This window comes from Bowmanella dokdonensis (assembly GCF_017254865.1).
Classification (GTDB): Bacteria; Pseudomonadota; Gammaproteobacteria; order Enterobacterales; family Alteromonadaceae; genus Bowmanella; species Bowmanella dokdonensis.
Window position 1 is genome coordinate 80,202 of the sequence record NZ_JAFKCV010000002.1, and the last position, 24,444, is coordinate 104,645.

22 protein-coding genes and 1 pseudogene are annotated in these 24,444 nt (G+C 55.0%); 8 read left to right on the top strand and 15 right to left on the bottom strand.

The window, feature by feature from the left end:
- Positions 1-6 precede the first annotated feature (6 nt).
- From ligD to J0A66_RS03585, 4 genes are all read right to left on the bottom strand, one after another.
- Complete coding sequence (ligD, locus tag J0A66_RS03570) at positions 7-2,478, bottom strand: DNA ligase D (protein ID WP_206572421.1); 2,472 nt, start codon at positions 2,476-2,478, stop codon at positions 7-9.
- Between the two features lie 13 nt (positions 2,479-2,491).
- Positions 2,492-3,358 carry a non-homologous end joining protein Ku gene (ku, locus tag J0A66_RS03575; RefSeq protein WP_206572422.1) on the bottom strand — a complete coding sequence of 289 codons (867 nt, stop codon included), beginning with the start codon at positions 3,356-3,358 and terminating at the stop codon, positions 2,492-2,494.
- A gap of 192 nt (positions 3,359-3,550) precedes the next feature.
- The gene (locus J0A66_RS03580) at positions 3,551-4,402 is read right to left on the bottom strand and encodes an SDR family oxidoreductase (RefSeq protein WP_206572423.1); all 852 of its coding nucleotides are present in this window, start codon (positions 4,400-4,402) and stop codon (positions 3,551-3,553) included.
- Positions 4,399-4,698, bottom strand: a complete 300-nt coding sequence (locus tag J0A66_RS03585; RefSeq protein WP_206572424.1) for a Rho termination factor N-terminal domain-containing protein — start codon at positions 4,696-4,698, stop codon at positions 4,399-4,401. The genes J0A66_RS03580 and J0A66_RS03585 overlap by 4 nt, the downstream gene beginning before the upstream one ends.
- Before the next feature lie 633 nt (positions 4,699-5,331).
- Between J0A66_RS03585 and J0A66_RS03590 the strand changes: the two genes are divergently transcribed.
- Positions 5,332-7,386, top strand: a complete 2,055-nt coding sequence (locus J0A66_RS03590; protein ID WP_206572425.1) for a catalase — start codon at positions 5,332-5,334, stop codon at positions 7,384-7,386.
- An 83-nt stretch (positions 7,387-7,469) separates the two neighbouring features.
- Here the strand turns inward: J0A66_RS03590 and J0A66_RS03595 are convergent, their stop codons facing one another.
- Together J0A66_RS03595 and J0A66_RS03600 are read right to left on the bottom strand one after the other, a co-directional pair.
- Positions 7,470-7,802 (bottom strand): four-helix bundle copper-binding protein, encoded by a 333-nt coding sequence (locus J0A66_RS03595; protein ID WP_206572426.1) that lies wholly within the window; start codon positions 7,800-7,802, stop codon positions 7,470-7,472.
- Between the two features lie 50 nt (positions 7,803-7,852).
- On the bottom strand, positions 7,853-8,275 hold the full coding sequence (locus tag J0A66_RS03600) for a CBS domain-containing protein (protein ID WP_206572427.1): 423 nt from the start codon (positions 8,273-8,275) through the stop codon (positions 7,853-7,855).
- A gap of 590 nt (positions 8,276-8,865) precedes the next feature.
- Between J0A66_RS03600 and J0A66_RS03605 the strand changes: the two genes are divergently transcribed.
- Positions 8,866-9,402 (top strand): DUF2795 domain-containing protein, encoded by a 537-nt coding sequence (locus J0A66_RS03605; protein WP_206572428.1) that lies wholly within the window; start codon positions 8,866-8,868, stop codon positions 9,400-9,402.
- 26 nt (positions 9,403-9,428) lie between these two features.
- Entirely contained in the window at positions 9,429-9,641 is a 213-nt protein-coding gene (locus tag J0A66_RS03610) for a hypothetical protein (protein ID WP_206572429.1), read from the top strand.
- A gap of 43 nt (positions 9,642-9,684) precedes the next feature.
- Here the strand turns inward: J0A66_RS03610 and mobA are convergent, their stop codons facing one another.
- Entirely contained in the window at positions 9,685-10,188 is a 504-nt protein-coding gene (gene mobA, locus J0A66_RS03615; RefSeq protein ID WP_206572430.1) for a molybdenum cofactor guanylyltransferase, read from the bottom strand.
- A gap of 129 nt (positions 10,189-10,317) precedes the next feature.
- Here mobA and moeB point away from each other — a divergent pair, with 129 nt between their 5' ends.
- Positions 10,318-11,097: a molybdopterin-synthase adenylyltransferase MoeB gene (gene moeB / locus J0A66_RS03620; RefSeq protein WP_206572431.1), complete on the top strand. Its 780-nt coding sequence runs from the start codon at positions 10,318-10,320 to the stop codon at positions 11,095-11,097.
- Here the strand turns inward: moeB and J0A66_RS03625 are convergent.
- On the bottom strand, positions 11,085-12,887 hold the full coding sequence (locus J0A66_RS03625) for a thiamine pyrophosphate-binding protein (protein ID WP_241264008.1): 1,803 nt from the start codon (positions 12,885-12,887) through the stop codon (positions 11,085-11,087). The two genes, moeB and J0A66_RS03625, sit on opposite strands and share 13 nt — an antisense overlap.
- 48 nt (positions 12,888-12,935) lie before the next feature.
- Between J0A66_RS03625 and J0A66_RS03630 the strand changes: the two genes are divergently transcribed.
- Entirely contained in the window at positions 12,936-13,415 is a 480-nt protein-coding gene (locus J0A66_RS03630) for a Mut7-C RNAse domain-containing protein (RefSeq protein WP_206572432.1), read from the top strand.
- Positions 13,416-13,426: 11 nt separating this feature from the next.
- On the opposite strand, the gene J0A66_RS03635 is transcribed toward J0A66_RS03630, so the two are convergent.
- The 4 genes from J0A66_RS03635 to ubiU all read right to left on the bottom strand — a co-directional run bounded on the left by J0A66_RS03635 (position 13,427) and on the right by ubiU (position 19,291).
- Positions 13,427-14,614, bottom strand: coding sequence for an NnrS family protein (locus J0A66_RS03635; protein ID WP_206572433.1), 1,188 nt, complete (start codon positions 14,612-14,614; stop codon positions 13,427-13,429).
- Between the two features lie 13 nt (positions 14,615-14,627).
- The gene (locus J0A66_RS03640; protein WP_206572434.1) at positions 14,628-17,291 is read right to left on the bottom strand and encodes a nitrate/nitrite transporter; all 2,664 of its coding nucleotides are present in this window, start codon (positions 17,289-17,291) and stop codon (positions 14,628-14,630) included.
- A gap of 112 nt (positions 17,292-17,403) precedes the next feature.
- Positions 17,404-18,291 carry a U32 family peptidase gene (locus tag J0A66_RS03645; RefSeq protein WP_206572435.1) on the bottom strand — a complete coding sequence of 296 codons (888 nt, stop codon included), beginning with the start codon at positions 18,289-18,291 and terminating at the stop codon, positions 17,404-17,406.
- Positions 18,292-18,295: 4 nt separating this feature from the next.
- Positions 18,296-19,291, bottom strand: a complete 996-nt coding sequence (gene ubiU / locus J0A66_RS03650) for a ubiquinone anaerobic biosynthesis protein UbiU (RefSeq protein ID WP_206572436.1) — start codon at positions 19,289-19,291, stop codon at positions 18,296-18,298.
- Between the two features lie 139 nt (positions 19,292-19,430).
- Between ubiU and ubiT the strand changes: the two genes are divergently transcribed.
- Together ubiT and J0A66_RS03660 are read left to right on the top strand one after the other, a co-directional pair.
- On the top strand, positions 19,431-19,901 hold the full coding sequence (ubiT, locus tag J0A66_RS03655) for a ubiquinone anaerobic biosynthesis accessory factor UbiT (RefSeq protein ID WP_206572437.1): 471 nt from the start codon (positions 19,431-19,433) through the stop codon (positions 19,899-19,901).
- A 49-nt stretch (positions 19,902-19,950) separates the two neighbouring features.
- Positions 19,951-20,373: a hemerythrin domain-containing protein gene (locus J0A66_RS03660; RefSeq protein WP_206572438.1), complete on the top strand. Its 423-nt coding sequence runs from the start codon at positions 19,951-19,953 to the stop codon at positions 20,371-20,373.
- A gap of 13 nt (positions 20,374-20,386) precedes the next feature.
- Here the strand turns inward: J0A66_RS03660 and J0A66_RS03665 are convergent, their stop codons facing one another.
- The 3 genes and pseudogenes from J0A66_RS03665 to nrdG all read right to left on the bottom strand — a co-directional run bounded on the left by J0A66_RS03665 (position 20,387) and on the right by nrdG (position 23,782).
- Positions 20,387-21,451: a zinc-binding metallopeptidase family protein gene (locus J0A66_RS03665; RefSeq protein ID WP_206572439.1), complete on the bottom strand. Its 1,065-nt coding sequence runs from the start codon at positions 21,449-21,451 to the stop codon at positions 20,387-20,389.
- A gap of 69 nt (positions 21,452-21,520) precedes the next feature.
- Positions 21,521-23,304 (bottom strand): annotated as a pseudogene (nrdD, locus tag J0A66_RS03670) (anaerobic ribonucleoside-triphosphate reductase).
- Positions 23,291-23,782 (bottom strand): anaerobic ribonucleoside-triphosphate reductase activating protein, encoded by a 492-nt coding sequence (nrdG, locus tag J0A66_RS03675; protein WP_206572440.1) that lies wholly within the window; start codon positions 23,780-23,782, stop codon positions 23,291-23,293. The pseudogene nrdD and the gene nrdG overlap by 14 nt, the downstream one beginning before the upstream one ends.
- Before the next feature lie 243 nt (positions 23,783-24,025).
- Here nrdG and J0A66_RS03680 point away from each other — a divergent pair, with 243 nt between their 5' ends.
- Positions 24,026-24,436: a ribonucleotide reductase subunit alpha gene (locus J0A66_RS03680; protein ID WP_206572441.1), complete on the top strand. Its 411-nt coding sequence runs from the start codon at positions 24,026-24,028 to the stop codon at positions 24,434-24,436.
- Positions 24,437-24,444: the final 8 nt, after the last annotated feature.

A 24,444-nucleotide genomic window follows, 5' to 3' on the forward strand; every position in this document is an offset into this window, starting at 1 on the left:
CTGACTCTAAATGTCGAGTTTCCTCAGCACGCTCCTGCTCAGCGTCTGCGGCTCCTGCATCGCTATTAGATAGGGACAGGGCCGGTCCAGTCGCTTGACCGCCTGACGGATACCGAAGCTATTGGCAGAGTCCAGGTCGGCCAACTCGTCCCACTGCACCGGTATGGCCACAGGCGCCCCTTTCCTTGCCCTTACGCTGTAGGGCGCTACCGCACTGGCCCCCGGGCTGTTGCGTAGCCAGTCAACAAAGACCTTGCCCCTCCTTTTGTTTTTGGCACTGCTTGCCGTGTAACGCTGTGGATACCGGTGGGCAAGTGTCTGCGCCAGGGTCTTGCTGAAGTCTTTGCCCTGCTGCCAGTCCAGGGTGCGTCTGAGCAATACGCAGACATGAACGCCTTTTCCCCCTGTGACCACTGGGACTGAGGCTAACCCAAGTTCCGCCAGCCAGTCCCTTACTTCAAAGGCTGCAGATTTGACCCCGGAAAAGTCCAGACCTTCATCCGGGTCCAGATCAAATACAAGTCGGTCCGGCCTGTCCATCCTGTCAATCTTGTTACCCCAGAGATGGAATTCGATCACTCCCATTTGCACGCAGGCTACCAGAGCTTCGATGCTGGTAAGGTACATACCTGTGGCTGTCTTGCCGTTTTTCTGCCTGATAGCCAGCCGGCTGACCTGTTCGGGAAAACCCTTGCCTGCATGTTTCTGAAAGAAGCATTGCTGGCCTATCCCCCGGGGACAGCGCAGCAGCGCCAGGGGATGGTGACCGGCTATCTTTATCATCCGCTCACCGATTTGAGCATGGTAATGGGCCAAGTCCAGCTTGCTAAAGCCTGCCCCGGGAAACACTTCACGTTCGGCGTGACTTATCTTTATCTGTTTTACGCTGCCCTGCTTTTCCTCCAGCGGGGTTTCGGTGCTGACTGAGGCTGCCATTTTATCCTCCCTTAGTCCCAGATAGACCCCATGGCGAATAAGGCGGTCATGGGTGAACTCAGCAAAGTCGATTTCGGTGACCAAATCAGGTCTGACCCATCTGGCGGTGCGACTTACCTTGTCCGGCACCTCTACAAAGGGGGATGTCTCCTGCTCCCTCACTGCCAGGGCCTGGCCAAGCTCAGTCAGATCCGCAGAAGAAAAACCGCTTCCCACTCTGCCCCTGTAGCAAAAGCCGCCTTTTTCAAAGGTACCCAACAGGAGCGACGAAAGTGCCCTGCCGGGTTTGTCTGACGGCGAGTATCCGCCGATGACGAACTCCTGCCTGCGGGTGCATTTGCTTTTCAGCCAGTCCTTGGTGCGCTTGCCCGTATAAGGAGCGGAAGCACGTTTGGAGATGATACCTTCACCGCCTTGTTGGCAGATACTGGCCAGGACTTCTTTTCCCTGCCCCTGTATATGCTCGGAATAGCGAACTGAGCTCTGTTCATTCTGCTTTGCCAGCAGCGCCTTCAATCTCTTCTTCCTCTCAAGCAGGGGCTTTTTGCGAAGATCCTCCCCATCAAGCTTCAAGAGATCGAATGCATAAAAGCGCAGCGGTTTATTCTGTTTCAGCGCCTGCTGCAAGGCAGAGAAGTCTGATTGTCCTTCGTTGTGGGCTGCCACGACTTCACCGTCGAGCAAGGCGCTGCCACAATCCAGTGCATTGAGGTCGGCCTGTAACCGGCCAAACCTGTCGCTCCAGTCCAAACCCGAACGGGTATACAACCTAACCCCACCTCCACCTATGGCCGCCAGGCAACGGTAACCATCAAATTTGCTCTCATGCAGCCAACCCTTTCCTTCAGGCGGCTGACGGACCAGTGTCGCCAGTTGGGGTTTGACAAAATCCGGCCTGCCGGACGCTTTCGGTGCACGGGCTTTTATATCCCCGGCCAGGTCTGCCCCTTGGCGGCGCTGATCCTTGCCTGAGGCAATTTCTGCCAGATCACGGCCGCTGGTGACACTGGTGGTAAAGCGCCGGGTCAGGCCGTCCGGTTCCGACGAGGCAAACTCGTCATGGCTTTTGATCAATAACCAGTTCTGTCTTTTGCCTCCTTTGTCTTTCATCCTTACCAGGCTGTAGCCTCCCTGCATTCTTTGTCCGTCCAGCGTGAAACTCAGGTTCCCGTCGCGGAGTCCCTGTTCGGTATCCCCCTGGGGATGCCACAATCCCTTGTCCCAAAGCATGACAGTTCCTCCGCCATATTGGCCCTTAGGGATACTCCCCTCAAAATCCTGATAAGAAAGTGGATGATCTTCGGTGCGGACCGCCAGCCGCTTCTGGCTCGGATCGTTGCTGGGGCCTTTGGTCACAGCCCAACTGAGTAGAATCCCCTGCCATTCCAGTCGGAAATCATAGTGAAGGCGTCGGGCATCATGCTTTTGTACCAGGAAAATCGGCTCACTTGTGCGGCCACCGGGACGGTGATCAGGCTCGGGAGTCAGGGAAAAGTCACGCTTTTCCCGGTAGGTGCGCAGTGGGTCATTTTCTCCAGCCATTCACACAACTCTTTCATGAAACCTTAGGTTTACTGGTTGACTTACCTGCGGACTTTCCAGCAGATTTTGAGCCAGAGCTGGCGCCTCTTGCCGAGGCGCCCTTAAGGCTCTTTTTAAGGGCCGCCATCAAATCGATAACCTTATCTTCTGGATCGGCAGACTCATTTACCCCGCTGACTCTGCTGCTCTTCTTACTCTTAAGTTTCTTGTCTATCAGTTCCTGCATAGCTTGCTGATAATTGTCTGAATAGGCGTCGGGTTTGAATGCGGACGTCTTTTTGTCAATCAGCGCTTGGGCCACCTCAAGCAGTTCCTTATCCACCGGCTTGTCTTCAATACTGGAGAACACGGGATCGGCGTCCCGCACTTCTTCGGCATAATGCAGGGTTTCCATCAGCAAGCCGTCGCCACAGGGCTTGATGGCCACCAGGTACTCCCTGCCCCTGAAACTGATCTGACCCAGACCTATCTTCTCCGTTTTACGCAATGCATCCCTTACCACCCGATAAGCATCCTCTGCCAGATTGTCAGTGGGGAACAGGTAGTAAGGCTTATCAAAGTATATAGGCGGGATTTCACAGGCGCCTACGAACTGGACCAACTCCAGGGTTTTGCGACTGCTTAGCTTGATGGACTCGATTTCATCGGGCTCCAGCAGCAAGTAATTGTCCTCGTCATACTGGTAGCCTTTTACGATTTCCTCAGGATCGACCGGTCCGATACCCTTCACCACCTTCTCATACTTCACAGGCTGGCCGCTGGGTTGGTGGATCTGACGAAAGCGTATTTTGGCACTGGATTTTTTGGCCGAGTAGAGCTCAACCGGAATAGAAACCAGCGATAGTCTCAGTTGGCCTTTCCATATCGCTCGTGCTGCCATCTTGCACTCCTTTTTCCCTCTGCATTATCTGTGATAGTTGCTCTATAGCAGTTTTAGCAGTTTTTGTACCATGGACGAGGATGAATGGGATGACGCCGGGGACGACGGCTGGATGGATATCCTGTAAACCGGCAATCCTTCGTTGTTAAAAAGGGAAGTCCGGCAAGGACTTCCCTTTTTATACTCTGGGGGTCAGCCCATATAGTCACCCCCATTGGGGTGGAGTGTCTGACCGGGAAGGTAGGCACTGTCCGCACAGGCAAGAAACAGATGGCAGGTGGCGACCTCCCAGGGCTCTCCCACTCTGCCCAAGGGGGTATCTTTGCCAAATCCCTCCAGCATTTCTGCCGTGAAGGTCGCCGGAATAAGCGGTGTCCAGATGGGACCCGGTGCCACGCAATTAACCCTGATGCCCTTATCGGCCACGGACTGAGCCATGGATTTTGTCAGGGCTTCAATGGCGCCTTTAGTGCCGGCATAGTCAATCAGGAAATCAGCCCCGCGGTTACCTATGATGGATGAGGTATTGACTATGGTGGCCCCCTGTTGCATGTGCGGCAACGCCGCGCGGATCATCCGATAGTAGCTGAAGATATTGGTACGGAAGGTTTTCTCCAACTGCTGATCATCAATTTCACTGATGTCCTGGTGGGGATGCTGCTCCCCCACATTGTTGATCAGCACATCAATACAACCGTATTCGTCAATTACCTTATCGACCAGTTGCCGGCATGTCTGGCTGTCGCCCAGGTCGCCGCTGAACAGCATGCATTTGGCGCCCTCCTTTTCGACCAGTCTCCGGGTTTGCACGGCATCCTTCTCTTCATTGAGATAAGCCAGTGCGAGGTCGGCTCCCTCCAGGGCAAAATGAACGGCAATGGCGCGACCGATACCCGAATCACCACCTGTGATGATGGCGACTTTACCCTCCAGCTTTCCGCTGCCCTTATAGCCTTCACGCAGGTACTGGGGTTTGCGCTGCATCTGCCATTCCTGGCCTGGTTGATTACTTTGGATTGGTTCATTGTCTGGACTGTGCTTCATTGTCTGCTCCTTAACGCTTCAATCAATTGCTCCTTATTCATCTTGCTGCGACCGTCGACATTGCGCTCCTTGGCCAGATTGTAAAGCTCACGCTTGCTGCGTTTCTCAAGGTTCTGGTTGGGATTACCCTTACCCTGGGAAGTGCTGTTGGACGCCCTGCCTTCCTCTCTGCGCTGCTTGTTGACCTTACTGGCAGCAATGCGCTCAGCTTTGTCCTTGCCGGCACCGCGTTCGCGCTCGCTTTTCTTGATATGTTGATACTGCTTTTCGTCTTTCTCGCTCCATGCTTGCGGCATTACAGTCTCCTTTTATACCGATTGGATGGTATTGAATGTTGAGTCGTCCTGATCTGTTGACAGCGTTTTGATCAATTACCCCCGCTGGTTCCATGGGCAGACGAGCGGCTGAGTCACCAACAGGAACGACGCCAACCATTTGCTCCGGCAGAAACCGGGATTTTTTTGGCGGCTCCTTTGCTGTGTCACTTCGTCTGCTTAGTGACGGGCCAGACCCTATGGCTTTGAACTGCACAGCCGTCTTCTTGTTTGCTGAGAAATCATCACTCCTCTGCAGGGTCAGTGCCGCTGAGCGGGGTAGATAGGGATCCCGCTGCCGGAGCCCCGATTTGTTACAGCAAATGCCATACCTGCTTTATCGAGCTAAGCATGTCGGGTTAACGGGCCTGAATAATGCCTTTGAGGAGGAAGGGCCCGCGGTAGTGGGAATCCGCCAGGGTCAAAAATTCTATCCGGTGGTAAAAATTACCGGCGAAGCATGGAGTTTAAAGGGCTAAGCCGCCCCTTTGCGTCCCAAACACCTGAATTGGAGCTGGCACCGACCTTGCTGCGGACGATCAAGTTCTCTGGGGAACCAACCTCAGGAGCGGGACAACCGACAAGCAGTCACAGATCAAAAGCAAGGAATCCAACATGTCACAACATAAATCAGGAAATGCCGGCGAGCTTCATCAATCAGCCGGCAAAAGCAATAAAGATCTCACCACGGCCCAGGGGGTTACCGTTGCCGACAACCAGAACTGGCTCAAGGGCGGTCAGCGTGGCCCTTCCCTGTTGGAAGATCAGATCGCCAGGGAAAAAATCTTCCATTTTGATCATGAACGAATTCCCGAGCGCGTGGTGCATGCCAGGGGATACGGGGCTCATGGTGTGTTTAAACTGAATGAATCTTTAAAGGGCTATACGCGGGCAAGGATCCTCTGTGAGGTAGGAGAGGAAACCCCTGTCTTTGTGCGCTTCTCAACCGTGGCCGGCAGTAAGGGGTCTGCCGATCTGGCCCGCGATGTGAGAGGCTTCGCGGTCAAATTCTACACCAGGGAAGGCAACTGGGATTTGGTGGGTAATAATATCCCGGTATTTTTTATCCAGGATGCCATCAAGTTTCCCGACCTTATCCATGCGGTAAAACCGGCACCGGATCGGGGCTTTCCCCAGGCCCAGACCGCCCATGACAACTTCTGGGATTTTATTTCTTTGACTCCGGAAAGCATGCATATGGTCATGTGGATCATGTCGGACAGGACCATTCCCCGCTCATTTCGTTTTATGGAAGGCTTTGGGGTGCATACCTTCAGGCTGGTAAATGAAGAGGGCCGGTCGCATTTCGTCAAGTTCCACTGGAAACCCAGACTGGGAATGCAGTCGGTGGTATGGAATGAAGCGCTCAAACTCAACGGCATGGAGCCGGACTTTCACCGCCGCGATTTGTGGGAAGCCATTGAGGCCGGGAATTATCCCCAATGGGATCTGGGTGTGCAGATATTCGATCAGGAGTTCGCCGATTCCTTTGACTTCGATGTACTGGACGCCACCAAGATCATCCCTGAGGAGCAGGTACCGGTGCGTACCATAGGCACCCTGACCCTGAACGGCAACGCCCGGAATTTCTTTGCAGAAACGGAACAGGTGGCATTCTGTACTCAGAATATCGTGCCAGGCATTGATCACTCCAATGATCCCCTGCTGCAAGGCCGAAACTTTTCCTACCTGGATACTCAGCTCAAACGCCTGGGCGGTCCAAACTTCACCCACATTCCGGTCAACGCCCCCCGTTGTCCTTTTCATAATTACCAGCGGGATGGTCATATGACCATGGAGGTCCCTGAAGGACGGGTCAATTACGAGCCCAACAGCTGGGACGAAAAAGACGGCGTGCGGGAAAATCCTCAGACAGGCTTTACCAGCTTCGCCGAATCCCTGGGCGGGGAAAAAGCGCGGATTCGCGCCGACTCTTTTGCCGACCATTACAGTCAGGCCAGACAGTTTTACTGCAGTCAGACAGACACGGAGCAGCAACATATCCAGGATGCGCTGGTGTTTGAACTGTCCAAGGTACAACGAACGCAGATTCGACAGCGTATGGTGAGTCATTTGCTCAATATCGATCGCAAGCTTGCACGGCATGTAGCCGACGGCCTGGGCCTGGATAAACTGCCGGCTAAAACGGAACCCGCGGTGGCGCCCCGTAACGACCTTTCCCCTTCAGATGCGCTGAGCATTCTCAAGTCACAACCTGATACGTTTAAAGGCCGTAAGCTGGGTATTTTAATCGCAGAAGGTACGGATGACGCGCTGCTGTCAGCGTTTATAAAAGCGGCCAAAGATGCCGGGGCCCAGGTGGAGACCGTCGCTCCCCAGGTTGAAGGAGCCATCCTGTCCAACGGCAAAAAACATCCTGCTGACCAGTTGATCGACGGCGGCCCCTCTGTGGTCTACGATGCCGTGGCTCTTTTGCTGCAAGATCAGGCCGCAGAGAAACTTTGTCATAGTAAGCCCTGTCTGGATTTCCTCAGTGATGCCTATGCCCATAAGAAGTTTATCGCCTACTCCGCCGGTTGCCGGCCGCTGATGGCCAAACTCGGCCTGGACAAGCACCGGGACAAGGGCCTTCAACTGGCAGAAAATAGTAGGGATGCGGAACGTTTTATGGACAGTTGTAAGGCGCTGAGATTCTGGCAACGCAGTTAAGAACTGTCCTTTTTGTACTCCTGTGACAGCAATTAAAAGATCGTATGGGGCACCCTGCCCCATACGCCTACGCCGCCGATGTGTTAACTGACAACCAACTCCTTCAAGGGGGAGACGGCCCCAAAGCACGCTTCTGCACATTGCTGGCAATGCTCGGCCTGATGTTTTTCACATTCCTGGCCACATGCCTTACATAGTTCAGCACAAGCATTGGCAAACCAACCGGCCCTTTCACTTCCCCGGGCCAGCGCAGCGGACGTGACCTCGCACATTGCCGCACAGTCCAGATCGAGTTTGATACAACGAAGCATTTCCCCCGGGTTCGGTTCGTCCAGGCAAGCCGTCGAACAATGATGGCAAGCCAGAGCACATTGATTCAGGACATTGATAGCGGCCTGTATTTTAGAATCAGTCATTTTCACCTCCTTATGTCTTCCTTATGTCTTTGCCGGGACGGCTTTAACCCTTAACCCCGGTCCGAAGTGATACTCTTGAGCAACTTACCGACACGCTCGGCCTGCAAGTGCTGGGCAAGATCGCCAATCGACACTACGCCCACCAGGCGTTTGTCCTCATCAACCACCGGCATGCGTCGTACCTGGTTGTCGCTCATGCTGTCGGCCACCTCTTCAACTTCCTGGCTTTCCCGGCAGTACATAATGTCGCCGGTGGACAACAGGTCCCTGATCTTGGTCGTCCTGGGATCCAGTCCCTTGGCAACCACCTGAAGCACTATGTCTCTGTCCGTGACCGTGCCTTTTAGCCTGTCCTGCTCACCTACCAAGAGGAATCCCACTTCCTGCTCCAGCATCCTGTCGGCTGCCTCCTGAATGCTGGTTTCAGGATTGACCAGGGTGCCGCCTTTGCTCATGATGTTTTTAATCTGCATATTCAACTCTCCTTGCTGTTTGGGGTTCAAATGCATCGGATGATGCCTGACCGGTCAGTTGGCAAAGCCGGATTGCGACTGTGATTGCCTTCTACCGGGAAAGACAAAAAAGCAAAGGCTGTGCCCGGTTTATCTGTTCCGGATTAGCCTTAACCTGCGGGAAACGGAGGCGGTCAAGTGTTCTCTGATCTTCCTCTGCTGCCTCTTCCAACTGATCGGGCAACCCGCCGAGGTCCCGGATATCTTGTCGCTCAGCCTGCATCGCAGGCCCCATTCAGGTTGAGATGGATTCTTCCTGCCTCTGGTCCCTGGCGCGACATGCGTCTTCCCAACATAGTGGCAGAAAAAAGGGATGCAAAACCAAGGCAATCTCCTGTGTCACGCTTACGGGACTCAAACAAAGTCCAGTAAAAAGCCTGGCTGTAAATTCTTCGTCAGATTGAAATTCTTACGCGCCCATCAGGTCCGCAAACCTCTGTCCCTTGCCTGTTTTGGGGTTTTGAAGACTGGCACAGCTAATGCTCTCAATTAATTACCACTGTTCAGATCATGCAAATCAGACACAGCCACGGGCTTAACAGGGAGGAAAGATGATCCAGTTCACTTGCCCACAATGCCACCGGGAATTCACCGCCCAATCCAGCTATGAGGAACATCTGCTCAAAGCCCATCCCAAATACCCGGCAACTGCTGCCCATATCGACAAGCTGGTGCGCGATGTGGAATTTCCGGTGACCACCCGCGAACTCGAAGATGCACTGAAAGCCAGGGGGGAGACCACTTTGCTGCCGCTGCTGGACTCGCTCCCTGATCAGCAGTTCACGCAAGCCGATGAATTGACAGAATTGCTCGGCAAGCTGGACAGTTATCAACCCGACCCTGGCTACCAGGCGCCCCTAAAATCTGATCTGCAGGCGGAAAAACCCCTTGCAGCAAGTCATGTGGCCAGCATGTTTGAAGGCTTAAGCTTTCCCGCCTCTTCCCAGGATGTGCGTGAATATGCAAGGGCCCATGTCAGTGAAGAAGAGCTGGCATTAATTGAGCAGATCCGTGAGCAGGATTACCAGAGCCTGTCCGAAGTGGAAGAGGAATACCAGCGGGTGATTGGTAACTTGCAGGAAACCTGAGCCCCACAAGCCAAAAGGAGGCAATGATGACAAAACAAACTCAAGCCGAGAAACGCCCGGGCGTAGTCAGTCGGGACAGAGACAGAGAAAACAGGGAGATGCCTAATCTTGGCCGCAGTGGCGGTAATATTGCCAGGGACGAGGCGACGGCCAAGGAAAAGGCGGATAAAGATCCGGTCAAGCCACGGGAAGCCCAACCTAAAAAAATTAAGGAAAACAATCCTCAGACCCCAACCTGACCCTGGGGAACGGCCCCGCACCTGGGGCCAGACTTTTCCTTACTTAGGAAGGCCCGTCAGTAATGCGTTTAAGCTTATCTGGCTCTGGCGCAACGATGACCACGCAATCAAGCAATGCCAGATTGTCGGTTAACACCGGCTCGTCGCTGGTCAGCCTCTGCTCCAGACGCTGGCGCATCGAGGCCGAGTTGTGCACAAACAGGGGTAAGGCATGGTGTTGGTAGTGACAGCTCCTGCGGGCGCTTTTTCCTGTTGCTGCCAGCCATCTGAGCAACGGCCCGTCCAGTCCGGGCATATCGGGGCTTATACACAACAAATGATGCTCCGGCCTGTGGTAGGCTGCCGCATGCACGGCGCTGAGCAGACCCTGTCCGGGGTAGATGTCCGGCACATAGCCGTCGGCAAACCGGTTTTGGTTAATGAGTATCCCGTCCGGACTGCACTGAGCCAGACAGGCTGCGGCCCGGGTGATCGACCGTTGCCAGTGTTCGCTATTTTGCCAGACAGATGAACACTGCTGGGCCATGATTACGCCAACTACTTTCATATACTGCAACTCCCGGTCCTGAGAAGTCAGTTGAACAACTTTTACCGACAGGATCCATATACCCGAAGAGGTAGAACAGCAATCGCAGGGGGTATTGCCACAAGCGACCAGGCAGTCAATAATTCTCCCATGAGTCAGAATCCCCCATTAAGAACACTTACCGCCGCTCAGGCCATGCGGTACAACCGGCATATCTCACTGCCTGGCATGGATCTGGACGGTCAGGAAAGGTTGTTGAATGCCAGGGTGTTGATGATTGGCGTTGGCGGCCTGGGAAACGCCGCAGCCCAGTATCTGGTAGCGGCAGGACTCGGTAGCCTGACCTTGTGTGATGATGACAGGGTGGAGATGACCAATCTGCAGCGCCAGGTTCTGTTCGCTGAGCAGGATGTGGGCCAGGGTAAATGCCAGGCTGCCCAGGCGCGGTTGCAGGCCATGAACAGTGACGCTCAGATAACTATCCTGCCGGCCCGGCTGGATGAAGCGCGCCTGGCAGAGCAAATTCAAGGTCATGACCTGGTGCTGGACTGTACCGACAACCTGGCCAGCCGCAATCTGATCAACAGACTGTGCGTCAAACAACTCAAACCCCTGGTATCCGGCGCGGCCATCCGTCTGGAAGGCCAGTTATTCTGCTATCTCCCTGCCAATAACCTGCCCTGTTACCAATGCTTTTCCCGTCTGTTCTCTGAACAGCAGTTAAGCTGCAGTGAAGCCGGTATTCTGGCACCGGTCGTCGGATTGATTGGGATTATGCAGGCCCTCGAAGCCATCAAAATTCTGACCGGGATAGGCAAACCTGTCACGGGTCAGATCCAGTTGTTCGATGCCCAAACCAGCCAGTGGCAGTGTTATCAGTTAAAGCCCGATCCCCACTGCCCGGTCTGTGCCAGTGCTTATTCTGACTGAATCATTTTTTGCCACTCAGCCAGGGCTTCCTCATCACCGTTCTGGCTGCGGATATACAGATTCAACAGGGCAATCTCGCGACACTGATACTCAGGCGAGGGATCGCAGGGGATCTCAATAAGTCTGATGCCCCGGCGGTCCTCGACGAAACGTCTGAAATGGCGGCGAAAGTCTCCTACTCGCTCACAGTGGACCGACTCACCGCCATAGGCACTTATGAGGCTGTGCACATCAAAAGCGTCATCGTTGCAATAGTAGATGGGCGCGTCACTGCTCTTGCCCAGATGAAAGAGGTTATTGCGCATATACAGGATGATCAGCGCCGCGCCGTCTTTTTGCAGCTCGATCAATTCGTTGCACTGAAAGTGAAAACCGCCATCGCCGGTAATCAGTACTGCAATGTCGTCCAGGTCCAGGTCCCTTATCATCCGGCAGACCTGCCTGGCGTAGGGTAAGGAGGTACCCATGGCGCCATACCAGGGATTGGTCAGCCACCCTCTGCCCACCCCGCCAAGGCGATTTCTCAGTCCGTAGCTGGCAAAATAGCTGTTGCCTACTTCAGGCAGATACAGGTAAGGGCGAGGATCCTGTTGTTGCAGATGATTGAGAACGGCGGCCAGATTATGAAAGTCCAACTTATCCTCGTCGGCCACCAGGGGACTGAGGGCCGGTGGCATTCGAGGTTCGAATCGGCGCACATCGGCCTGGCACAGGTACCCGAACAACTCCACCAGATCCTGTTCCAAAGCTACCGTACTCTTAAGCACAGTCTTGTTGTTAAAGGCCTCGATGAAATGGCTGCCGGTGGAAAATGCCGTATTGGTGTCCTGGGCGTAGATGCTGCTGGCCACATCCAGCACGTAGTCCATCTGCTTTTCGATATAAGGCCGGCTGGGATTCTGGCTGAACAGACCATTATAGGCCCCCAGACACAGTGGGTGGTATTCGTCAAACAACCCCTTGGCAAACCAGGTAGTGGCAAAGGGGATATTGAAACGCTCGGCAAACTGAATCAGTAGCGCCTTAAGCCTGGCGTTGTGTTTCACTCCATCGCCGATATACAGCAAAGGGTGATGACTGGCCTGCAGCTTATGCTCAATCTGTCTGGCAATGAGTTCGCTGCCAGCCAGGATCTGGCCGTTGTCTTGGCTGTCAGTGAACAAGGATAACGGCTTCAGGGCCTGGGTTTTCTGAAAGACCTGATCCCTGGGGATCTCGACAAATACCGGCTGTTTGTGTTGCCAGGCATGGCGCACCAGTTGGAAAAAGCGTTCTCCGGCCATATTGGGCTGTCCTGCACTGCGTTGCCCCTGCAACCGCTCGGCCCGCATCCCCATCGCGGAAAAGGCCTGCAGGGCATTATTATACTGAGTCTGCCACGAAGAACGGGCATGGACAGTATGGTGAATGGCCAGTGGTCCCACTTCCGCTTCGCCCGGCGCCCCGGATATAAACACCACCGGCAGACTCTCAGTCATGGCCAGGGCTGCGGCCGACAGACAAGGAAGACTGCCGACGGTATAAGTGGTCAGGCAGAACCCCATGCCCTGAGTTTCGGCCTGAGCGCAGGCACTGAACGCGCCATGCATCTCATTGCTTGAGGGGCATACCGACAGGGTGCCCTCCAGAGCCTTGATCAGGTTGGCGGCAAAATCTCCCCCTACCCCATACACCCGATTACCGCCAAAATGACGGATGGTTTGTGCCATGGACTGGCCAAGGGTCGGAAGTGCCTGGCTGTAAGTCTGCCCCAGGTTGGCCTCATAGTTGAATACCGGGTTCTCTGCCATCTTATACCTCTTTTTGTCTGTCCTTTTGCCACTGTCTATCCTGAAGCTATGATCCGTCCTGCTTTTCTCGCCGATGCCATGTTGGGCAGACTCTGTCGCTGGCTCAGAGTGCTCAACCTGGACACCGCATACTATCCCCACTTGCCGGATCCGCAGCTTGTGCATCTGGCGGACCGTGAACAACGTTGCCTGCTGACCAGGGACAAGGCGCTTATTACCGGTCTGCAGCCGGACTGCAGCCTGCTTGTTCTGCATGACAAACCACTGGATCAGCTCAGTCAGGTGGTAGATCACTGGTCCCTGTCACTTCCCGGGCAACTGTTTAGGCGGTGCCTGCTATGCAATCATCCTCTTGAACCTGCCACTCCGGCGCAAATTACCAACCTGGCGCCTTCGGATAGCAGAAACATGATCCAGGATTGCTGGTATTGCGCCTGTTGCTCCCGCTTATACTGGCCGGGCTCGCACACCCGGCGCATGACGCGGCAGTTGTCGCAAGTGTTTCCCTCCCTGTGCAATGAAAGCTGATTCGTCATCCCTCAACCTGGCCTGCCGTCTACCCTCGGGCGGGTCAAAACCGGCCAGTAAAAGCAAACAAACAGGCCAAAGGCCAGGCACCACAGCAGGCTGGACAGCAACAACAGCATCTGCGCCTGTTCATGCCACAGCCAGACCCCTGCCGTCCTTACCAGGGCGGAGAAGATCACAGCGGCAAACGCCAGATTCATCATCGGGTGGGGCTTGAGTGGTCTGCCGGTATGGCCAAGGGACACCCTGGCCATCATGGACAGAATCATGCCTGCCACCGCTCCAACGGTCAGCACATGCACAGCGGTGCTGTAAGGAAGCCAGGCAAGCAAATAATGACCGGCCAGCGCCAGCAGCCCTAGCGGGATAAACAGGTAAGCCAGATGCAACGACCACAACAGGGGCACCGGTAAAGTGACCCAAACCCGCCACCTCAGCCAACGCACTAGATGCAACAGGCCGGTTGCCAGCAAGAGTGAGCCAAGCCACATAGGTGGCAGCAATCCCCCAAACAACGCATTGACAACCAGCAGCCAGATGCCGCCCAACGCAAACCTTTCCAGCCACGGCCAGGGGTTTACTTTCACCGTGGCCGTGCCATTGGCGGTAAACATGGGAATGACCCGTCCGCCGAGAACGCACATCAGGGTCACCACCAGCATCAGCATCAGGCCGTTGCCATGGCCAAACCAGCTGGGTTGGCCGCTCAGTACCGTTACGTGCATTAGCAGGTTGGCCACCGTCATCAGCAACAGGACAGGCACAAAAAACAGATTCCGTGTCTGCCTGACTTTAATTAACGGATAGGCCATAAATCCCGCAGCCAGGGGTAAAAACAACAGATCAAGACTGGCGGTCAGCCATACTGGCCAGGCCGGGTCGAACCACAGTAAGGCTCTGCCCGTTAACCAGACTATTACCAACTGCATCAGTTGCTGCCCCTTCACTCCGGGTACCCCTGTCCAGTTTTGGACCGCTGTGAGCAGGAACCCCACCACAATGGCGGCCACAAAGCCAAACAGCATTTCGTGGGCATGCCACCAATAGGCCCCCCCGTAAGGAGAAAATCCCCAAAGTCCAGCCAGCATGCCGCCCCAGGCAGCGATAGCCAGCAACGCAAACACACCGCCCAGCAGAAACAGCGGACGAAACCCGAGTCTCAGTACGGGCCAGGGATGAACAGATCGATCATTTTGCATCGGTCTTCTCCGGTTAACAGGGTACGGGGGCACCCGGGCGTGCATAATACCGCCAGGTGATCAAGACGCAGCTTGCATAGAACAACATAAATGCATACAAGGCCCAGTTGACGCTGCCGGTCAGAGCCAGCGAGGTGCCATAGGCCTTGGGTATGAAAAAGCCTCCATAGGCACCAACGGCAGACACCAGTCCGAGTACGGCAGCCGTTTCGAGGCTACCTTCACGATCGGCCCGGCGTTGCCCGGCCTGTCCCATGGCTTTGCTTTTCAGGGACATAAAGATAATCGGCACCATCTTAAAGGTGGAGCCATTGCCGATACCTGAGGCAATGAACAGCAACATAAAGAGGAAGAAAAAGCCGGTAAAGCTGCCGCTGTCTTCTGCTGAAGGCATACAGACAAAGATACCGCCGAGCAACAGCATCATGAGGACAAAATTGTACAAGGTGACGGTAGCGCCGCCCAGCCGATCTGCCAGCACCCCGCCGAAAGGGCGCGCCAGGGCAGCAGCCAGCGGCCCGATAAAGGCATACTTGACGGGGTCCACTTCTTCAAACAACAGACCGCACAGCAATGGAAAGGCGGCGTAAAATCCGATAAAACTGCCGAAACTGCCCAGGTAAAGCCAACTCATCAGCCAGGCGTGAGGGTGTCTGAATACGGCGAGTTGCCGCGTGTCATGGTCAGGGACCTGATCTATGTCATGCATGCCGTACCAGGCTGCCGCAGCGCAAAGCAGAATCAAGGGGATCCAGATTAATGCCGCATTTTGTAACCATACCGGATGGGGCAAACCATGGTTTTGCGTCATCAAAGGCGGCCCGGCGGCCTCACCCAGCAGGCTGGTGGCAATCACCAAAGGCACAATCATCTGCATGGCAGAAACCCCGAGGTTGCCCAGGCCCGCATTCAGCCCCAGAGCAGCACCTTTTTCCGCCGCGGGGTAAAAGAAACTGATATTGGCCATGCTGGAAGCAAAATTGCCCCCACCCAGACCACAAAGCAGAGCCAGGATCAACATGGTCAGATAGGAGGTGGAGGTATCCTGCAGGGCGACAGCCATCCACAAACAGGGTACCAACAGTAGCAAGGTTGACAGCGCCGTCCAGCGCCTGCCTCCGAACAAAGGGACCATGAACGCAAAGAACAGCCTGAACGTTGCCCCGGACAGTGCGGGGAGCGCGGCGAGCCAGAACAGTTGGTTCTGCGAGTAGGGAAAGCCAAGGACAGGCATTTTCACCACCAGGATACTCCACAGGGACCAGACAGCGAAGGCGACAAACAGGTTGGGTATGGAGATCCACAGATTGCGCGAAGCGATGCGCCGCCCCTGGCTCAGCCAGAATTGTCTGTCTTCCGGACGCCAGTCATGCAGTGGTCCGCTCTGGGGTGTGGACATCTCCGGCAGATCGGTACAGCCAGTACCCTGTTGCCATTCCTGTCGTTCGGCACGACGGATGGCAAAGTGCATCCACAGCAGAGCCAGAGTGCAGACAATAAACAACAGCATGAAACAGCTTTGCCAGACCCCCACCAGATCGTTAAGCATGCCGAAGGTAAGGGGAAGCAGAAAGCCGCCCAGGCCGCCCACCATGCCCACTACCCCGCCCACCACTCCCACGTGGCCGGGATAGTAAACCGGAATGTGTTTAAACACAGCGGCCTTGCCCAGGGACATAAAAAATCCCAGCACAACGGTCAGCAGCGCAAACAACACCAGGGGCATTTCCAATGAGAAAGACAATATGTCCGTTACACCACGCACCTGATACCGGGTGGGTGGATAGCTGAGTAAAAAGGTACAGAGCACAGAGGCAATGAGCGTCCAGTACATGACTGCCCTGGCGCCGTACTTATCGGACAACCAACCGCCCAGTATACGGAACAGGGAGGCAGGAATACTGTACAGGGCAGCCAGTATACCGGCTGTGGCAAGGCTCAGCCCGTACACCTGCATCAGATAATGCGGCAGCCACAGGGCCAGGGCCACAAAGGCACCAAAAACAAAAAAATAGTACAGTGAAAAACTCCAGACCCGCAGGTCCGTCAGCGGCAACAGCTGTTGTGAAAGGGGCACAGGGGCTTTGTTCTTGCCGGTATGGCCGGGATCGGGTTTGGCCCAGACAAAGAAAATGACCGCCATCAGGACCATCACCACTGCATAGATCCGCGCCGTGTCCTGCCAACCCAGCGCCAGCAGCACAAAGGGCGCCGCAAAACTGGTCAGCGCGGCGCCCACATTGCCGGCACCGAAAATCCCCAGCGCTGTGCCCTGCCGGTCTTTCTCATACCAGGCAGAAATATAAGTGACCCCGACAATAAAACCGCCGCCGGCCAGACCCACCCCGAGCGCCGAGACAAGCAGCCACAGATAACTGTCCGCCAGGCTGAGCAGGAACACCGACACCGACGTGGCCAGCATCAGAATGGAAAACACCTGTCTGCCGCCATAGCGATCCGTCAACAGGCCCAGGAACAAGCGGCTGATGGCGCCCGTGAGAATGGGGGTGGCCATCAGCAAACCCAATTCGGTATCGGACAGGCCGAATTCGTCCTTAAGCCGAATACCGAGGATGGAAAACAGCGTCCAGACCGCAAAGCACAGCGTAAAAGACAGCGTCGACAACCACAGCGCCCATCTCTGGGCACTGGCAGGAACGCTACCGGCTGCGATCATCTCCACTCCAAGTCAGCTTGCTCAAAGTGGGATCATAGAGCTCCGGCAGGGGCTGCACTATACAGACAAAGAGGCAGAAAACTTAGCTCATCTACCTCTTTGGGAGTAGCGCTCAGGAAGCGGACTCTGTTCCGGCTTTAGCCATGCCGACGATACTATGCCAGTAGCCGTTACAGCTACCCGGCAAAGACCAGTGCTGCTGACCGTCTTGGTTGGCCCTGAATCTGGCCAGCCAGTCCAGTGTTTCACTGCCCAGGGGACTGAGCCTGACCACATCCACCAGGCCCTGCATGGACGGCAGATCATTGATCAGGTTGTAGCACTGCCCCGACTGCGTTTGGATGCCGTTGAGGGTAAACAGGGACTGCCCTTCCTGGCTGCTGGTCAGACGGCCGGTGGGATAGTTGATGCAGCACAGCTGACAGTCATCTTTGGAGCGGTTCTCCGAACGGGCGGTAAAACAGCGGGCCGAATAGGCCAGGGGCAGATAGCCATAGGCAAAGATCTCTACTGAAAACCGATTTCGGATGCCCAGTTCCTCACAACCCTGCAACATCTTTTCCAGCCACTGGCGGGACAGCTCCACCGGCATCACCCAGCGTTGCATTCCCATGTCCAGCAACTTCTTCAGGCTGTACTGGCTGTAGCTGTTTATGGCTGGGCCGGCCACAAAAGGCTTACCCTGTTCGGTCACCAGTTGAATGGCGCTGACATCATTGGCTTCCACAAGGAACTCACCATTGTCGCAGTAGGCCTTTAGGGCCTTGACTTCCGACGGGGCCTCAAGCAGGGCCATGGTTGACAACACCACCTGCTTGCCCTTGCCGGCCAGTTCCCTGGCCAGGGCCAGCCAGTCTGCCTGGCGCAGTTCCCTGCGTTTTGAGCAGACAGTTTCTCCCAGGTAAATAATATCGGCATCACTGGCCAAGGCCTGCCGATAAAAATCTTCCACCTCAGCCTTGGGCCAGAAATATAGGATGGGACCTAATGAATACTGCATGTTGTCACTGCCATTTTCTGTGATAGGCGCCAAGAGAGGTCTGACTGCCTTCGGAGACCTCTTCCAGTCCTTGCTGCCAGTCCGGGCGAACCTGGAATGAAGCTGTTCGTACCAGGGCGGCATCAATGGCCTGGCGCCAGATTCGCGTTACCTTCTGCACATAGGCCGGGCTGCGCTGGCGCCCTTCTATCTTGACCGCCGAGATCCCGCAACCGATCAGATCCGGCAGCAGGTCCAGGGTATTAAGGCTGGTGGGCTCTTCCAGGGCATGGAAGGTATTACCGTCCACATCAAAGCGCCCCTTGCACAGGGTCGGATAACCCGCCTTCTCGCCGCATTTATAGCGATCGATCAATACACCGTTGAGTCTGGACTCCAGGCCCTTGTCCGTTTCCTGCCAGCGCACGTGGGCGGCGGGTGAGCAGGCCCCGGCCGTGTTGGGGGATTCACCTGTCATGTAGGAAGACAGGTAGCAACGTCCCTCTGCCATGATACACAGGCTGCCAAAGGCAAAAACCTCCAGCTCTACCTCGGTCTGGCGAGCCAGTTGTTTGACCTGATGGATGGACAGAACCCTGGGCAGGACCACACGACTGACACCGAACTGGGACCGGTAGAACTCAATCGCCGCCGTGTTGGTGGCGGACGCCTGTACCGACAGATGCAAACAAGCATTCGGATAGCGACCGGCTGCATAGTCCAGCACCGCCATATCGGCGACGATCAAGGTGTCGGCGCCGTTTTGCACGGCCATGTCCACTGCGTATTGCCAGCGTTTCCAGCCATCCGGATGGACAAAAGTATTGATGGCCACATGCAATTTGCGCTGATGCCTGTGAAGGTAATCTGCCGCCTCACTGACTTGGCGGTCGGTAAAATTCAGACCGGCAAAGTGCCGGGCATTGGTATCATTTTTCAGGCCTATGTAGACGGCGTCGGCGCCCTGCTCTACGGCTTTCTTAAGGGCCGGCATACTGCCTGCTGGGCAGAGTAGTTCCATACAGCCTCCTGTATCAACCAGGTAAAGGAGGCGGCATTCTGCCAAGCGAAACCTCGGGTTTCTTTGATTTAGATTAAGTTTCCGGGTACTTGGCAGCAGTAATCTAGCGGCAGTTATCAAACCGGACAGGCGACTGGAAATGCTTCCTACCTTATTTAAACATGCTGACAAACTGCTCAGACCCGGCCTGCAGATACTGGCTTACTCGCCAGCAGGGTTGCAACAACACCTGGCCAGCCACTTTTTCAACCTGGCCCTGAAAAAGCCATTGGCAGAGGGGCTACTGGACTTCCTGGACACAGCGACGGTAAGAGTGGAGATAAGGGATCTGCAGCAGAACTGGTACTTCCGGTTATCTCAGCGTCGTCTGCGGGTGGAAAGCCAAGGGGAAGAAACTGTCTGCTTCAGTGGTGAACTGCAAAGCTTTTTGCTGATGGCCAGTCAGACGGTGGATCCCGACACCCTGTTCTTTCGTCGCCAGCTGTCCATATCGGGTGACACTGAACTGGGTCTGGCACTGAAAAACCTGCTGGACAGCCTGGAACTCGATCAACTGCCCTTTATGATCGGTCGACCACTTCAACTGTATGCACAAGGGCACGCCGGTTGAGTGAGCCGATTTTGTCTCTTAACAGCCTGAACATTGATGGGAGATTGCCATGCAACAATTCATCACCCGGTTTTTCTACAGTCACCTGCAGGGACTGGAACTGCTCTTCATTGCCTACCGGCGTTACAAGCGCAAGGACAAACTGATGGCCCGCCAGTTGTTTGACAAATTCAAGTCCGGCATGGAGCGTCATATTGAACAGGAGGAACAATGCCTGTTACCCGAGCTGGAGTTGGTTAGCCATGAACAGGCGGTCTTTGACAAGGCGCGCCGGGAACACCAACAGATACGGCAACAGATGAACTGGATAGAAAGCCTGCTGGATCGGCAGGTAGACAGCAGCGAAGACGATCAGACCCTGGAGTATCTGTTATCCGATCACTTTGAAAACGATGAATTCGGCCTCTATCCCACCTGCGACAGGCTGCTGGATACAGATGCCACTACCCGCGTACTGATGGCTGTCTACTGAGGCGCGGTCTATGTCACGGGCCGTGCACTAACTGGTGAACAAAACCCAGTTTCTGCATGGCCCCGCCAGACAGATAAAAGGGATAGGCATGGGCATGGCCCATACTGCGGTTCAAACTGTTCAGGGCATAGGTCAGGGGCAACCAGTGCTCAATCAGCGGCTCAAATGGCCCTTGTCCATAGGCGTTGAAGTTTTGCATATCCCGGGCAGGCGGCGATCTTCCCTGTTGCGGGTCGATTCGCATGCCGAACTGCTGGGCCGTTTCCAGGGTATCCACCATATGCAGATAGTGGGCCCAGGTTTCCGCCCAGTCCTCCCAGGCATGGCTGCTTGCATAGGCGCTGACGTGCCGTTGCTGCCAGTCCTCCGGCGGCCCCTGGCGATAGTGATTTTGCAGAGCCTGCTGATAATCCAGTCGTTCATCGCCAAACAAGCCCCTGAATGCCCTTAAATGCTGCGAATCTCTGATTAATCTGTCCCAGTAGTAGTGACCTGATTCATGACGGAAGTGACCCAGGATAGTCCGGTAAGGTTCGGCCATCTGTTCACGCATTCTCTCCCGTTCGGCGTCATCCGCCTCGGCAATATTCAGTGTGATCAGTCCATCCGAATGGCCGGTCCTGACTTTGTTCAGTTCGCTGAAAGAAGGCGCGGTATCGGCGAGAAAATCAAAGGCCAGGCCCTGACCAGAACTGTTTTTCGGTTCCACAGGGAGGCCCAGTTGCAACAGGCTGTAGACCAGGCGGCGTTTTTCTGTTTCCAGCCTTTGCCACAACAACAGATTGCCGGACACCGACAAATCGGGGATGGTCTGGTTGAGCCGGCAGGCCAGGCAATATTCCTGATCAGAGCTGTCCTCAACCATCCAGTTGCAAACCTGGTGCTGGGCGTAGTTCACACACATACGATAGGCACTCTGGCCGCCAATGGGATACCAGGTGCGCTTATCGCTGCTTTGCCTCAGGGCCACCAGATCGAGTTGGTCGGGCAGAAATCCCAGTACCGCAGCACAAGCGGTGCACCGGGTGTTTTCGAAGTACAGCAGGTTACGGCACTGATTGCAGGAAAACAGCTTCATCAGGGAACTCCTTTACCCACAGGATTAGGTCTATCGACACTGCCATCCTTGGCTCATTCCCCGGCTTTGTCAACCGGCCTGCTGTCGATGATAGTGACGCAGATCATGCTCCTGGCGTCTGCCGGCACTGAAGGCCGAGACCCGCTTGAGATAGCCTATGACCCGGGTTCCGTAATCAATATCACTGGAGCCACAGGCCGGACACCCCGGCAGACTGCGTTTGTCGATATGTTCGCAGTCATTGCAGATGGTGATCCGCACATTGACACAGAAGTAGTTGCAACCGGTGGTGGCGGCAACGTCGAACAACTTAAGATAATTCTGCTCACTGAGCCGTTCTTCCAGGTTCAGGTGCAACGCCGAGCCTCCATCCAGATAGCGGGTCATCTGCTCACCGTGCAGAATGAACTTATCCAGATGGTTAATGCTGTTGTCCTCCACCGCATAAAAATAACTGTTGTAGCAGTCCCGTCCCACCTGATAGCCGTCCTTTCTGTCCCAATTGGCGTTTTTGACGCCCAGGTTCTCTGCCGGCACAAATTCCGTATTGAACAGATAACCGGTCTCACTTCTGGCCTGACGGTTCAAATCATAGATAACTTTAAGCTGACCTTCGACAAAGCTTTGATAGGCCGGATCCACCTCGGCTTTCATCCCCAGATACTCGGCCGCTTCCACCATGCCGTTGATGCCGATGGTCAGAAACTGCTTATCCAGACTGATAAAGCCCGCGTCATACACCCCCAAAAGGCCACTTTTCTGGTGATCTTCCATCAGTTTGCGATAGGCAACCTGATACTGCTGTATCTTACGGATTTCGGTGGCGAGATCCCGGCCATCCTGGATCAGCCGGTTCATGTTTAGTGTGATCACATTGATGGAGCCGGTTGCCACGCCGCCGGCCCCCAGGCTGTAAGAGAAAGTATGGTCGCTGATTTCGTTACGTAATCGACAGCAGGAGGCCAGCGAATCGGCGCTTTGCGACTGATACACAAAAAAGGCGCCCCCTCGCTCATATTGCGGGCGCAGAGGCCGGCAAATTCACGGTCTTTGACCCTGCCCTTTTCTGTCAGCATGGCGGCGGTGACCACCGGAAAGGTCAGGATGGCCTTGTTACGCTCCCGGTTGAACCAGTCGAGGAAAAAGCCCTGCAGGGCACTGACCGACTGCCAGTCGGGGGCCGTCATATCCGGAAATACAAAATTACCGAACATGGCATCAAAGTAGTGCTGGTCATAAAGGGAGATATTCCAGAACACGCTTTGGTACCCTCGTGCGGCGGCGGGTTGATTCAGTGCATAAACCACATGCTGAAGATGATTTTCGATAGCCTTGGTATGGTCAGTCAGGTAATTGTCGCCGTAATCGCGACGGGCAAAATAATCGAAATAGGTTAGAAACTCCACCGTCGCCACTGCCCCGGCAAACTGCGAGCTCACAGCAAACACCAGATTGACAAAACTGCCGCAGAAAGACTCCAGATGTTTGGGGGCTTTGGACTCCCCCCCTAACCGTGTCAGCCCGTCGAGCAGAAAGGGATACATAGTAATGGAGGTACAGTAAGGCTTAAGGCTGGTTTCATCATGGACGTATATTTCATGATTCTCTATTTGCCGGACGTACTCATCGGCCAGCGCCTGCCCGTAGAGTTCGGCAATTTTGCCCCGTACCTGGGCCCGGTTGATCTGGATGAAAAAGTCTTTCATCAGTTCCGCCTCCAGCGTGGCGATATTTTTCTGCGTCACATTGGCATTGGCGTCAAGCTTGGACCCGTCGGCAGCATTGGCCGCTTGCTGGTACTGATGAATGAAGTCCAGTTTGCCTTGTATTTGTTCTGAATTAAGCGGCAGCATGGCTGTTCTCCCTGAATCGAAAGTTAAGTAAGTTCCCGCCTGCCAGCTGCAAAAAGCGTTGGTTGGTGACGGGGCTGTCCAGACCGCCTAGACGTGCGTCATAGGGTCCGGTTTTCAGATAATCGAGCTGGCGCAGAAGCCGTTTTGGCAATCGCTCCTTCCCGGTGTAAAGACAGGTCTTAAGCCCTTTCGCCCTGGCAATAAGCAGCTTTTGAAGCAGGGCGTCCGGATGCCATTCGCCACCAAAAAACAGCACGCAAGTGACCAGGTGTGCGTAGCGATCCACCTGTTCAGCAAAGGCCGGATTTGTCAGGGGCCGACCTGCATGGGGATCCCAGGTATCCTGGCTGTGACAGCCGGGACACTTGAGGGGACAGCCGCTGATGGTAAAGGCCAGGGATATCTCATCCGGGACCTCCTGAAAGCAGATCTGTGCAGGAAAGGCATTGAAGGGCTTTTTATCATCATCTTGTGTCATTAATGAGCAGCAAACACTATATATTGTGTCTCAACCTTAATGGCGGACAGAGTTATGGAATTGATCTGGATCAATGAACAGACGCCGGGGCGGGTTTGAATTTTATGGGATCCCCTGGATCCCGCTTGATAAAGGCCTTGTGGCCGCCTACCCCTTTATGGGTAGGTCAACTGACACTTTTGCCTTAAGCGGATATCACCGGGTTTCGCTAAGATCCCGAATCAGACTCCAGGAGACCATTTTATGCATATCACCAGCTATGAGGATCTGATTCAGGTCGCCAAAGCCCAGCACGAACCCCAACGTCTGCTGTTTGTATTTGCCCGGGCCGAACTGCCCACCGGCCATACAGACAAACAGAAAAATGCCTTTGAGCAGGGAGGCGGTGGTGCCCTGAGTCCGGTGCTCTGCGTGGACAAGCTTCCGGACGAGGTGGGCTCCTTTGAAGCACTGGTTGAGGAATCCCTTAACACGGGGGAGCATTGGGATATTGCTTTTGTCAGTGCCCTGTCTGGTCGTGGCGGCTATGCCCCCAATTCCGATGAGGCCACACAGCCACTCCACCTGATGATGAAGAAGATCCAAAGCGGCATGATTGGCGATTTTCTTACCCTGACCCGCGACGGAGAACTGGTCAACCTGCAGCCGGGCTGAGCCGGCTG